This is a genomic window from Curtobacterium sp. MCSS17_011 (genome assembly GCF_003224275.1).
In the GTDB taxonomy this organism is placed as follows: Bacteria; Actinomycetota; Actinomycetes; order Actinomycetales; family Microbacteriaceae; genus Curtobacterium.
Genome location: NZ_QKLE01000003.1, coordinates 82,742 through 95,339 on the forward strand (window position 1 = coordinate 82,742; position 12,598 = coordinate 95,339).

Genomic DNA, 12,598 nt, shown 5'->3' on the forward strand with positions numbered 1-12,598 from the left:
TGGCGGTCGTGCAGCGGAACCCGGCCCGCTGCTGCGAGAATGTGCACATGTCGGTCCTGCTGGTGATCTCGGGTGTCTGTGCGGTCCTCGCGGGCCTCGTCCACGTGTACATCTTCTTCCTCGAATCGATCATCTGGACCAGTCCGCAGGCACGCCGGATCTTCGGCATCGCTTCCGAGACCGAAGCCGTGGCGACCCGTTCGCTCGCCTTCAACCAAGGCTTCTACAACCTGTTCCTGGCGATCGGGGCGATCCTCGGCATCGTGCTCGTGCTGGCCGGCAACACCGTGAGCGGCTGGACCCTCGTGGTGTTCTCGACCGCGAGCATGCTCGGTGCCGCGGTGATCCTGCTCGGCACGGGTCGCAAGTACGTCAACTCCGCCTTCAAGCAGGGCACGCTCCCCCTGATCGCGCTGCTCTTCGCGCTGCTCGGCTCCACCGTCGGCGTTTAGTCGGACGCCCCCGAACTACGAAAGCGACAGGGTGCCACCGAACATCGGCGGCACCCTGTCGCTTTCGCGTGAAGGTCGTGAAGGTCGAGACCCGCTCTAGCCGAGCTTGTCCTCGAACTGCGCCGGCAGCTTGTCGAGCGCCCACTCGATCGCAGCCGTGGTGCCCATCGAGAACGCGGACGACACGTCCTTGTCGTCGAAGACGATCGCGTGCCCGGCCTCGACCGACGGCACCTTCTGGAACAGCTTGTTCGACGAGGCTTCTGACGCTTCGACGTAGATCGGCAGGATCAGCGTCAGGTCGGCGTCGAGCAGGTCGAGGTTCTCGTCGGACAGGTGCACGGAGAACTCCTTGCCGGCCTGCTCGTCGATGGCCTTCGGGATCTCGAAGCCCAGGTTCCGCATGAAGGTCGAACGGCTGTCGGTGGAGGCGTACGCCCCGAAGCCCTCGGAGCTGTAGGCACCGACGACGGCGGTCTTGCCTTCGAAGTCCGGGTGCGCCTTGCGTGCTGCGGCGTAGGCGTCGTCGAGGCCGGAGAGCAGCTTCTTGCCCTCGGACTCCTTGCCGAGCGCCTTCGCGATCATGGTCGTCTGCTGCTCGGTCGAGGCGAGGTAGTTCTCGCCGCCCTTCGGGATCGCGACGGTCGGCGCGATCGCGGACAGCTTGTCGTACCGCTCCTTGTCACCCGAGGACTTCACGTCGAGGATGACGTCGGGGTTGAGCTTGAGGATGTCCTCGTAGCTCGGCTCGAGCGTCTGGATGATCTTCGGCGACTTGTCGTACGCACCCTTGAGCCACGGACCGACACCGTCTCCGCCGAAGGCGAGCCAGTCGCTCGCACCGACCGGCTGGACACCGAGCTCGAGCGCGGTCTCGGCGTCGCCCCACCCGAGCGCGACGACGCGCTTCGGCGCCGACTCGATGGTGGTGGTGCCGAGGCCGGTCGTGATCGAGACCGGGAACGCGGCGTCGGACGACCCCGACGACGCCGAGTCGGTCGAGGAGCCGGAGCCGGACGCGCAGCCGGCGAGGACGAGGGACGCAGCGACGACGGCGCCGGCTGCGGCGAGCACGCGTCGGAGACGCAAGGGAGAACGATTCACGAAGGGTAGCCTAACCTAACGGGGTACTCAGGAACACGGCTGGCTAGGCTGGGTGACCGTGGCGTTCACCGATCCAGGCCGCACGCACCTCGCGGTGCTCGGCTCCCCCATCGCACACTCGCTCTCGCCCACGCTCCACGCTGCGGCCTACGATGCGCTCGACCTGCCCTTCACCTACGGGAGGCACGAGGTCGCGTCCGGCGAGCTCGCCGCGTTCGTCGCGGGGCTGGGTCCGGAATGGCGTGGGCTGAGTCTCACGATGCCGCTCAAGCGCGAAGTGCTGCCGCTGCTCGACCGCACCACCCCGCTCGTCGACGAGCTCGGGGTGGCCAACACGGTCGCGTTCCGCCACGAGGGCTCCACGATCGTGCGAGCCGGCGCCAACACCGACGTGCAGGGGCTCGTCCGCCCGGTCGAGGCGCTCGGACACCTGCCCGGCGAGGCCACGATCCTGGGCGGCGGAGCCACCGCGGCGAGCGCCCTGACGGCTGCCGTGCGGCTCGGGGCGTCGCTCGTCCGGGTGTTCGTCCGTGACACCGCGAAGACGCGTGCGCTGGTCGACCTGGCCGTCCGGCTCGGGGTGACGCTCGAGGTGCACCCCCTGAGCGAACTCGCCGGCACGCACCACGGGTTCGTCCTCTCGACGCTGCCGGGTGGTGCCGCCGACCCGCTCGAGTTCCACCCGTCGGGTCCGGACGCCGTGCTGTTCGACGTCGCCTACGAACCGTGGCCCACCGCGGTCGCCAGCCGGTGGACCGACGCCGGGGGCCGCGTGTTGAACGGCCTCGACATGCTCACCGAGCAGGCGATCGGGCAGATCCGCGTCTTCCTGACCGGTGACGAGGACGAGCTGCTCCCCGACGAGGCCGGGGTCCGCCGGGCGATGCGCACCGCGGTCGGCCTGCCGGCGGTCATCGGCCGCTAGCCCCAGAGGCAACGTCGACGACGTCCGTCAGACGACCACGCCGTCCACGTAGAACCAGCGGCCCTGCTCCCGGACGAAGTCGCTCGTCTCCTCGAGCGTGCCGCGCTCGTCGTCGGAACGCCACCACGCGCGGAACGTGACGGTGCCGTGGGAGTCGAACGGGCCTCCCGAGGTGGTCGCCAGCACGTCCAACCGGGTCCAGCGCTGCGTCGGGTCCAACTCGAGACCCGCCGGCCGGGTGCGCGGATGCCAGGTGAGCAGCAGGTACTCCGGCAGGCCCAGCGCGAAGGCGCTGAAGCGGGAGCGCATGAGCCGTTCCGCGGTCGGCGCCACGGCCCCGGCGTGCAGGGGGCCGCAGCACTCCCCGTAGGGGTTGCCGCTCAGGCAGGGGCAGCGCGTCGTGTCGGTGACCACCGGCCGAACGCTAGTCGACGATGGACAGTGTGACGGTGATGTTGCCGCGGGTGGCGTTCGAGTACGGGCAGATCTCGTGTGCACGCTCGGCCAGGCGCTGCCGCTGCTCCTGCGGGGCGTTCGGGGCGTAGACGTCGAGCTCGACCGCGAGGCCGAAGCCCCCGTTCCCGGTGCCGCCGATGCCGACCTCGGCGGAGACCTCGGCGCCGGTGGTGTCGACCTCGAGCTCCTTGCCGGCGGCGTGCAGGGCGCCGAGGAAGCACGCGGCGTACCCGGCGGCGAAGAGCTGCTCGGGGTTCGTGCCCTCGCCGCTGCCGCCCATCTCCTTGGGCGGGCGGGTGTCGAGGTCGAGCCGGTCGTCCTCGCTGCGGACGTGTCCGTCGCGGCCGCCCCCGGTGGCGTGGGCAGCGGCGGTGTAGACGATGTCGAGACTCATGGTCCGAGGTCACCGTGCTCGCCTGGACGAATCCTGAGCGGCAGCACCGCGTCGCGGGTGCGGTAGCGCCGAGCGGCGAGCGCTCGGGCGTGTCCGGGTGGGGAGCGGCGGCGGGGCCGGTGCGCTGCGCATCGAGTGAGCAGAAGATGTCGAGTCCCTCGCCCGCACCCGACATCTTCTGCTCACGAACGCGAGGACGAACGCGACCGCCCGGGCACCCAGCACCCCCACCGGGTAGACATGATGAGTGTTCAAGATCGGGTGGCAGGTGTTCCGGGAGCGGTTCCCCGCGCTCATCGGGCCGCGGTACCGCCGTCGCGTCGTGGTCGTCGCCGCCGTCGTCACGGTGGTCGCGTTCATCGGACTGCAGTACCTCGCGCTGCTCGTCGACGACGGTTCGGTCCCCCTCGCGGTGTGGCTGGTCGCATCGGCACTGTTCGCGGCCGGGATCGGCGGGTTCGGTTCGTGCTTCGTCCCGATCGGCCCGAAGGGGTGGGCGGTCCCGCCGATCCCCGGCATCGGATGGCGCACGCAGGAGGCCGTCGCCCGGTACTACCGCCGCGATCCGCCTCCGGTCGACCCGAGACACCGCGACGCCCTCCTCGACCGCATGCCCGAGACCCGCGACCTGATCGTCCGCGGCGCGTTCCGGGGCTTCCTGCTGCTCGGCAGCTGGGCCCTGGCACTCGTCGCGACCGTGGTGGTCAACATCGCCACCGTGCCGGCCGGCGACGGGCTCGTCGGGCTGTCCGCCTTCTGGTTCGTCGTGCCCCTGAGCGGCGCCGTCACCGCGATCGGAGGACTGCGCACCCTCGGCCGCCAGGAACAGCTCCGCGTCGAGGCCGAAGCGCTCCCGCCTGTCCCCCCGCCCCTGCCGCCCCGCGGCCGTCCCGGCGCACGGAGCGGCAGCAAGCTCGCCCTGCCGGAGGAGTGACCCGTGTTCACGCTCGGCTGGCAGGTCTTCCGCCGGCACGTCACCGACGTGCTCGATCCGGCACGCGTCCGTCGTGCCGCCCTGTGGTCCGGCATCGCGGCGATCGTCGCGCTGGTCGGCATGGCCGTCCTGGAGGCCCGGGTCGACTGGACGGAGACCACCCCGGTCCGCAGCGTGGTCGCGATGGTGCTGCTGGCGCTCGGCGTCGGACTGCTCACCTTCGCGTGCATCCCGACGTGGCAGCCGCCGGACCCCTCGACGACGATCAACGGTCGGCAGGTGCGGCCCTCGTGGCAGCTGGCCGCGCGGGGCGCCACGCAGCTCTACGTGCAGCGTCGTCCGGTGCCGGTCCTGCCGGAGCACCGCGACATCGTCCGCACCGACACGGTCCTGCTTCGGCGGGGGCTGATCGGCATGCTCGCCCGCGTCGCACCGTTGCTCGGTTCGGGGCTCGTCGCCGTCCTCGGGGCGTCCGTCCTCGGGGTCGCCAGCTGGTTCCACGTGCTCTTGATCGCGGTGTACACGATCGGACTGTCGGAGTACTTCGTCCACCTCGGCCGCTCCGAACGAGCCCGCCTGGCCGCCGAGTCCCTGAAGCCCGCACCCGGGACGCCCGCACGCCCCATCGAGTGAGCAGAAGACGTCGAGTCGCGCAGCCGCACCCGACGTCTTCTGCCCACTGGGCGAACCGACGGGCCCGAGCCGCGCCCCGACGCGCACCACTGTCGGCGGCGACGGGCACACTGGGCGCATGTGTGGAAGGTTCGTCGTCTCCGACACCACGGCCGATCTGTTGCCCGAGCTCATGGGCGAGCTCGCCAGCAGGACCGAGCACGTCGACGAGGACACCGGCGAGGTGCACCCCGGCCTCGCCCCGAGCTGGAACGTCGCCCCGACCGACCCCGTGTACGCCGTCCGCCAGCGGCACGGCGAACGGGAGCTGCCGCAGATCAGCTGGGGCTTCGTGCCGAGCTGGGCGAAGGACTTCCAGAAGCAGCGGCCGAAGCCGATCAACGCCCGGATCGAGACGGTCGCGACGAGCGGCATGTTCAAGCGGGCCTTCGCCACGAACCGCTGCATCGTCCCGGCGCAGGGCTACTACGAGTGGGTGGTGCGCGAGGACGGCAAGGAACCCCACTTCGTACACGAACCCGGCGGCGCCCTGGCGATGGCCGGCGTCGTGAGCGCCTGGCCCGATCCCACGAAGCCCGAGGGCGACCCGGACAAGTGGCGCCTGTCGCTCGCGATCATCACCCGTGACGCCCACGTCGCCCCGGGCGAGGTCCACGACCGCATGCCGGCGTTCCTGACGCCCGACGGCTACGATGACTGGCTCGGCGGCGATCTGCTCTCCGACGACCTGCTGGCCCTGCTCGACCACGAGTCGCTGACGGTGGCCGCGGGCCTTGCACAGTACGAGGTCTCCCGCACGGTGAACAGCGTGCGGAACGACGGACCGCAGCTCATCGCGCCCGTCGCGTAGGCGGTCGCGCCCCGCGCGCGGACAGGAGGCCCGGATCACCGCAGCGGGTCTGCTGCGGTGATCCGGGCCTCCAGTCCGGTGCCCTGTTACGGACGTGCGCTGCGGCGGATGCCCGGCGCGACGCCGACCGCGATCCGTCGTCGGGTCACCAGGAGCACGCCCGCCAGCATGAGCGCGAGTGCCGCGAGCCCGAGGCCGACCAGTCCGGTCACGCCCGTGAAGGCGAGCTCGGTGCCGTGGACGATCGCGGCGAGCCCGGTCGGGAACGTGACCGTGACGGTCGCGGTGACCGTCTGTCCCGCGCTGTCGGTGACCGAGTAACCGACGAAGGCGGTTCCTGTGAAGCCGTCTTCCGGGGTGAAGACGACCCGGCCGTCGCGGATGGTCCACGTGCCCTGGTCGGCGAGGACCACACGGTCGGTCGGCGTGCCGGACTCGGGGTGGAGCAGGTGCAGCGTGCCCGACTCGAACGTGGCGCCGCCCGTGGCGGAGTCGTTGTCGAGCGGATCCACGACGACCCGGTGTCCGACGATCCCGATGGCGGAGTCGTCGGTGGCGACCGCGGCGGCGACCACGGTCATGGTCGCGGTGGCGGTGGCCGTCTGCCCCGAGGCGTCCGTCACCGTGTAGGTGAAGGTGTCCGTGCCGGTGAAGCCGGCGGCGGGGGTGTAGACGTACGCGCCGTTCCGCTGGATCGTCACGGTGCCGTGGGCGGGCTTCCGGGCCGGGGCGGCGGTGAGGCCGGTGCCCTGGTCGTCGGCGAGCAGGCCGTGGCGGGCGTCACGGGTGACGGGGGTGCCGGACACGGTGTGCCCGGAGTCGTCCGCTGCGGCGATGCCGACCGTGATCGTGACGGTGGCGTCGACCTGCTGCTCCATCGAGTCCTGCGCACGGTAGGTGACGGTGTCGGTGCCCGAGAAGCCCTTCGCCGGGGTGTAGACGAACGTGCCGTCGGCGGCGATGGAGGCCGTGCCGTGGCGGGCCTGACCCACCGCGACGACCGTCAGGGCGTCACCGTGGTCGTTGCCGAGCACGCCGTGGCCGGCGACCCGGACCGTCTTTCCGGCCGTGGTCGTGGCCTTGTCGTCCTTCGCGGTCGGGGCGACGTCGATGACGACGCGCGCGAACGCCGCGGTGCCGTCGGCGTCGTTGGCCGAGTAGGTGAACCAGTCACGACCGGACCAGTTCGACGTGGGCGTGTAGACGTACGAGCCGTCCTTCTCGAGCGAGAGCTTTCCGTTGAACGGCTTCGTCTCCATGGCGGCCCAGAGCCCGCGACCGGAGTCACCGACCAGCACGCCCCTGTCGGCGGTCATGCGCATGCTGCGGTTCGTCGACATGGTGTGCCAGTGGTCGACCGCGGCGACGCCGACGACGACCGTGACCGTCGCGGTCGAGGTCCGTCCGGCGCCGTCGGTCACCGTGTACTCGAACGTGTCCGCGCCGGAGAAGCCCTTCGCCGGGGTGTAGACGAGCGAGCCGGGCTCGGTGCCCTCGGTCACCGTGCCGTGCTCGGCGCGGCCGTGCGCGGTGACGGTGAGGCCGGTGCCGCGGTCGTTGCCGGCCAGGGTCGCGCCGCTGATCGGCAGCGCGGTGTTCGCCGCGGTGCGCAGGGCGTCGGCGACCGCGGTCGGCGTGACGGTCACGGTGACGGTCGCCGTCGCGGTGCCGCCGGTCGGGTCGGTCACCGTGTAGGTGAACGTGTCCGTGCCGGAGAACCCGTCGGCGGGCGTGTACGTGACCGAGCTGGCTCCGGTCGTCGCGCTGCCCGTGATCGTGGCGGTGCCGTGGCCGGGCGTCGACACCGCGGTGACGGCGAGCTCCGTGCCCGAGTCGTTGCCGGTGACGGCGACGTCGACCGGAGTCGCGGCGCTCGTCGTCGCGGTGTCCGCGGCGGCCTTCGGGGCGACGACGATCGTCACGGTGCCCGTGGTCGTCCCGCCGGAGCCGTCGGTGACCGTGTAGTCGAACCCGTCCGGGCCGGAGTAGCCCGGCTCGGGCTTGTAGGTGTACGAGCCGTCCTCGTCGACCGTGACCTCGCCGTGCGAGGGCTTCGTGTGGTCGGTGACCGCCAGGTCGGTGCCCTTCGCACCGTCGAGCAGGCCGGTGCCGGCCGGCACGGTGGTGGTGGCGTCGGCCTCGGCCGAGGTCGACCCGCCGCCGGCGACCGGGGTGACGGTGACCGTCACGGTGCCGGTGTTCGTGGCGCCCGACGGGTCCATCACCGTGTAGGTGACGGTGTCCGTGCCGGAGAAGCCGTCCTTCGGCGTGTAGGTGATCGTGCCGTCGTCGTTGCGGGTCGCGGTGCCGTGATCGCCGCCGGAGACGGACACGATGGTCAGGCCGGTGCCGTGGTCGTTGCCCGTCAGGGCGCCGGAGGTGACCGTGGTGCTGCCACCCGCCGCGACGGTGAGGGTGTCGGGCTCCGTGCCGGGGCGGACCGTGACCGTCACGGTGCCGGTGGTGGTGCGGCCGGCGGGGTCCGTCGCGGTGTACGTGAAGGTGTCCGTCCCCGAGAAGCCGTCCTTCGGCGTGTACGTGAACGAGCCGTTCCCGGCGAGCTCGACCGTGCCGTGTGCGGGCTGCTGGTCGACGGTCGCGGTCAGGCCGGTGCCCCGGTCGTTCGCGAGCACGCCGTCGCCCTTCGCGACGGTCAGCGTCGAGCCGGCCGTGGCGGTGGCGGTGTCGGCCGTGGCGCGGGGGCCGACGACGACCGTGACCGTGCCGGTGGTGGAGCTGCCGGCGGTGTCGGTCACCGTGTAGGTGAAAGTGTCCGTGCCCGAGAAGCCGTCGGCCGGGGTGTAGACGACGCGGCCGGTGCCACGGTCGAGGGTGACCGTGCCGCGGGCGGCGCCGGTCTCGCCGGTGCCGGTGCCGGTGCCGTTGCCGGCCCCGCCTGCGGTCACGTCGGTCACGGTCAGCCCCGTGCCCCGGTCGTTGCCGGTCAGGGTGGCGGGGTCGATGGACAGCACCTCGTCGGCGCGGGTCGAGACCGTGTCGGCCGTCGCGACGGGTCGCACGGTGATCGTGACGGTCGCTGCGCCGGTGGTGACGTCGCTGCCGTCGGTCACCGTGTAGGTGAACGAGTCGGTGCCGGACGCGCCGGCGGTCGGCGTGTACTCGACCGAGCCGTCCGCTGCGACGACGGCCGTGCCGTGGGACGGACCGGCGACGATCGTGGTCTCGAGGTCCGAACCGCGGTCGTTGGCCTGCACGTCGATGGTCACCGGGGTGCCGGCGTCCGTCGACGCGGTGTCGGCGCCGATCGTCGGGTTGACGGTGATGGTGACGGTCGCGGTGCTCGGCGAGCCGGAGCCGTCGACGGCCGTGTACGTGAACGCATCGGGGCCGGAGTACCCGTCGGTCGGGGTGTACGTGTACGTGCCGGTGGCCTTGTCGAGCGTCAGCGCACCGTGCGAGGGGGACGTGTTCGACGCCACGGTGAGTCCGGTGCCGGAGTCGTTGCCGAGCACGCCGGCCGCACGGGTACCGGCGGTGGCCGTGCCGCCCGCGGCGACCTTGACGGTGTCGTCCTGTGCCGCCGGGGCGACCTGCACGGTGACGGTGACGGTGTCCGTCCCGCCGCTGCCGTCGGTCACGGTGTACGTGAAGGAGTCGGTGCCGGAGAACCCGGCGGCCGGGGTGTACGAGTACGAGCCGTCCGGTCGCACCGTCGCCGAGCCGTGGGCGGGAGTGCTGCTGCCGGTGACCGTCAGGCCGGTGCCCAGGTCGTTCGCGAGCACGTTGCCGGTCGTCGTCGACCCGGCCGTCGCGGTGGCGGCATCGGCCGTCGCGGTCGGCAGCACGGTGAGCCGAACCGTCGCGGTGACGGTCGCGCCGGAGCCGTCCTTCGCGGTGTACGTGAACGAGTCCGGGCCGGAGTACCCCTTGTCCGCGCCGTAGGAGAACGACCCGTCGGGGCCGATCTTCACCAGTCCGTGCGACGGCTGGCCGTGGCCGGTGAGGGTCAGGTCCGACCCGCGGTCGTTCGTCAGGACGCCGTCCGCTGCGTTCACCTTGAGCACGGTGCCCGCGTGCACGCTGTAGGCGTCGTCGGAGCCCTTCGGTGCGACGGTGACGGTCACGGTGCTGGTCGAGGTCTGCCCCGACGAGTCCTTCGCCGTGTACTGGAACGTGTCCGAGCCGGAGAACCCGCCGGCCGGGGTGTACGTGTACGAGCCGTCGGCGGCGACCGTGGCGGTGCCGTGTGCCGGCGTGGTGTTCGAGACGACGGACAGGCCGGTGCCGCTGTCGTTCGCGAGCACGCCCGAGGCGGCCGGCACCTTCAGCGTCGTGCCGGTGGGGGTCGTGGCGGTGTCGCTGCTCGTGGTGACGTGCGTGGCCTTCAGCGTGTTCGTGAAGGTGACCAGGACGTCGGTGCCGTCGGCGGTGGTGGCTGCCGGGAACGTGAAGGTCCCCGTGGTGCCGGTGCCGCTGGCGACGGTCGTGCCGGTCGTCTGGTCGACCGCCTTCCACGTGGTGTCGTAGTTCGCCAGGTCGGTCGTGCCCGCGGCGGTCTGCTTGACCGTGTAGTCCTTGTTCGGCGTCGTCAGGACCGCGCCGGCCTTCTGCGCCTGCACGCCGGTGGCGGAACCGCTGGTCGTGCCGGCGCTCCCCGGCTTGGTGGTGTCGATGCCGCCACCGCTGATGGCCAGGGCGAACTGGTCACCGCTGCCCCAGCGCTGGTCGACGCTCGCCGCACCGGTCACGGTGTCGGCGTAGTTGCAGCTGGCCAGGTCGGACGCGGCGAAGTCACCGGCGATCCGGAAGTTGCGGACCTCCTTGCCCGAGGTCGGGTCGAGCTGGTAGATCGTCGTGACGGTGCTGCCCGTCGGGGTGTTGGAGACGTACAGGTAGCCGTCGGACGAGAACGCGATGCCGGGGCTGTTCGTGCCGGCGGGCAGGGTGGCGATCGCGCTGGTGGTCATCGCGGTCGTGCCGGAAGCCGTGGGGACGGCGTCCGTGTTCACCCGGTACACCGTGTCCGACGCGACGACGAAGAACAGGCCGCGCGAGCTGAACGCGAAGTCACCGTTGCCGTCCTTCAGCCCGTCGATCTGCCCGACCTGGCCGAGGTACTTGCCGCTCTTCGGGTCGTACGCACCGAGCCAGCCCTTGTTCGAGCCGTAGTAGTAGATGCCCGTCGCCGGGTTCACCGCGCCGCGGATCACCGAGCGGACGGACTCCGTCGCGACCGGGTCGGATGCGACACCGGTCTTCGGGTCGAACTGCCGCAGGGTCGCCGTCTGGTTGTTCGACGCCGCGAACATCGAAACGCCCTCGCGCGAGATGCCGAGGCCGTTGTTCGCGCCGGTTCCGAGGTTGGTGACGTCGGCGGTCGTGCCCTGCGAGGCCCCCGTGCTGATGTCGACCGCGACGACCTTGCCGGTGCCGTCGATCGCGTACAGCGTCTCCTGCGGCGTGCAGACCATGGCGCCGTCCTTCGTGGCGCTGACGGCCGAGGCGGGTGCGGCCGCGACGACCGCCGAGGTGGCCGTCAGCCCGGTGCCCACCAGGAGTGCGGCTCCGAGCACGGCGACGGCGCGCAGGCCGGGTCGGCGGGTGGCACGGGTGCCGACAGGACGGTCCGGACCGTCGGTGGGCACAGCGGTGCCCGGGTTCGTACGCTGCATGATCACTTTCGGGTCGAGACGATGCGGGCACCGAGACGGACCGGAGGATCAGGGAGAACGGTCGTTGGCGCCAGGTTGATCCTGGCAGTTCCTCGCGTCCGGATGGGGACAAACCGGGTCCCCAATAGGGGGGACCACTCGTTGTGGGGGTACGCCGCAGACGCGAAGAACCCCCGCCGGCAGGCCGGCGGGGGTTCGAGGATCAGGGAGCGATCAGCAGTGGATCAGGCGGTCGGACGGATGACGTCCGGCAGCAGTACGTGCAGGCGCTCGGACAACCGCGCCTTCGCTTCGTCGAGGGACCGGAAGTCCCCCACGTACTCGCCGAAGGTGTCGGCGACGAAGAAGTGGCTGCCCTGGCGGTCGACGGTGCCGCCGTAGTAGCCGCCGTAGTTCGCGACCCACAGGCCGGTGTCGGCCTGTGCCCACGAGATACGCACGGGGGCCGCCTGCACGGGAGCCACGACCTGGGCCTCGATCTCGGCGATGACCTCGATCGTCTGGGTGTCCAGGGTCACCTCGGCCTGTTGGCGATGGGCGACGGTCGTGCTCATGGTCCTGCTCCTTCGTGCTGTGCTGCGTTCTGGGTGGTGCCGGTGGTTCCGGGTGGTGCGGGCGTCGCGGTCGACGCCGGTGGTGCTGGTGTCCGCTGCCGTCACTCGACCGGCCGGATGACCGGCGGGAGCATGACGTGCAGCTGGTCCTCGAGCTTGGTCTGCGCCTCTTCGAGGGACGCGAACTCGCCCACGACGAGCCCGAAGGTGTCGGAGGCCACGTAGCGGTCGTCGCGCTTGTCGACGCTGCCGCCGAAGTACCCGCCGTAGCCGGCGATCCACTCGCCCTGGTCTTCCTGCACCCAGGTGACCTTGGCGCGCTTGGGGCGCGAGGAAAGCGCTGCATCGGCTTCGAGGATCGCGATGGTGTCCACGGTGTCGGTGTCGAGGGTGACCTCGGCCTGCGTCGCGTTGTTCACGGTGATGCTCATGTCGCTCTCCTTCACGATCCGGGGTACATCTGCTGACACCAGAACGCTACGAGAAGTGCCGAGGGGATCGCCAGCCAGGCCCGTGGATTCACGGGTTCCGTCAATGCCATGCATCGGACAGCCCCGGATCTCCGGGCAGGTGCGTCGCACTTCCGGGGTACAGCGCCAGGATCGGGGTACTCGTTTTCCGGATCGACGCGATCGGGGGACGAGACGGCGCGGACACCGGTCT

The 12,598-nt window shown here is 71.3% G+C and carries 11 protein-coding genes; 5 read left to right on the top strand and 6 right to left on the bottom strand.

The features are described 5' to 3' along the window. Positions 1 to 47 precede the first annotated feature (47 nt). A complete protein-coding gene (locus DEJ17_RS03030) occupies positions 48 to 452 on the top strand; it encodes a DUF1304 domain-containing protein (RefSeq protein ID WP_110892007.1) in 405 nt (134 codons plus the stop codon). A 96-nt stretch (positions 453 to 548) separates the two neighbouring features. Here DEJ17_RS03030 and DEJ17_RS03035 read toward each other — a convergent pair whose 3' ends face one another. Next, positions 549 to 1,541, bottom strand: coding sequence for an iron-siderophore ABC transporter substrate-binding protein (locus DEJ17_RS03035; protein ID WP_258366633.1), 993 nt, complete (start codon positions 1,539 to 1,541; stop codon positions 549 to 551). 73 nt (positions 1,542 to 1,614) lie between these two features. Between DEJ17_RS03035 and DEJ17_RS03040 the strand changes: the two genes are divergently transcribed. Further along, on the top strand, positions 1,615 to 2,481 hold the full coding sequence (locus DEJ17_RS03040) for a shikimate dehydrogenase (RefSeq protein WP_181421014.1): 867 nt from the start codon (positions 1,615 to 1,617) through the stop codon (positions 2,479 to 2,481). A 27-nt stretch (positions 2,482 to 2,508) separates the two neighbouring features. On the opposite strand, the gene DEJ17_RS03045 is transcribed toward DEJ17_RS03040, so the two are convergent. Both DEJ17_RS03045 and DEJ17_RS03050 read right to left on the bottom strand, forming a co-directional pair. Next, positions 2,509 to 2,895, bottom strand: coding sequence for a YchJ family protein (locus DEJ17_RS03045; RefSeq protein ID WP_110892010.1), 387 nt, complete (start codon positions 2,893 to 2,895; stop codon positions 2,509 to 2,511). Between the two features lie 10 nt (positions 2,896 to 2,905). Beyond that, a complete protein-coding gene (locus DEJ17_RS03050; protein WP_110892011.1) occupies positions 2,906 to 3,331 on the bottom strand; it encodes an organic hydroperoxide resistance protein in 426 nt (141 codons plus the stop codon). Positions 3,332 to 3,578: 247 nt separating this feature from the next. On the opposite strand from DEJ17_RS03050, the gene DEJ17_RS03055 reads away from it, so the two are divergent. The 3 genes from DEJ17_RS03055 (at position 3,579) to DEJ17_RS03065 (ending at position 5,748) form a co-directional block, all read left to right on the top strand. Further along, a complete protein-coding gene (locus DEJ17_RS03055) occupies positions 3,579 to 4,265 on the top strand; it encodes a hypothetical protein (RefSeq protein WP_110892012.1) in 687 nt (228 codons plus the stop codon). 3 nt (positions 4,266 to 4,268) lie between these two features. After that, positions 4,269 to 4,898 (top strand): hypothetical protein, encoded by a 630-nt coding sequence (locus DEJ17_RS03060; RefSeq protein ID WP_110892013.1) that lies wholly within the window; start codon positions 4,269 to 4,271, stop codon positions 4,896 to 4,898. 118 nt (positions 4,899 to 5,016) lie between these two features. Then, positions 5,017 to 5,748, top strand: a complete 732-nt coding sequence (locus tag DEJ17_RS03065) for an SOS response-associated peptidase (RefSeq protein WP_110892014.1) — start codon at positions 5,017 to 5,019, stop codon at positions 5,746 to 5,748. Positions 5,749 to 5,834: 86 nt separating this feature from the next. On the opposite strand, the gene DEJ17_RS03070 is transcribed toward DEJ17_RS03065, so the two are convergent. The 3 genes from DEJ17_RS03070 to DEJ17_RS03080 form a co-directional block, all read right to left on the bottom strand. Next, positions 5,835 to 11,381: an Ig-like domain-containing protein gene (locus tag DEJ17_RS03070; RefSeq protein WP_146239592.1), complete on the bottom strand. Its 5,547-nt coding sequence runs from the start codon at positions 11,379 to 11,381 to the stop codon at positions 5,835 to 5,837. 224 nt (positions 11,382 to 11,605) lie between these two features. Further along, a complete protein-coding gene (locus tag DEJ17_RS03075; protein ID WP_245166312.1) occupies positions 11,606 to 11,935 on the bottom strand; it encodes a hypothetical protein in 330 nt (109 codons plus the stop codon). 101 nt (positions 11,936 to 12,036) lie between these two features. Continuing rightward, positions 12,037 to 12,366, bottom strand: coding sequence for a hypothetical protein (locus DEJ17_RS03080; protein ID WP_110892017.1), 330 nt, complete (start codon positions 12,364 to 12,366; stop codon positions 12,037 to 12,039). Between the last annotated feature and the right edge of the window lie 232 nt (positions 12,367 to 12,598).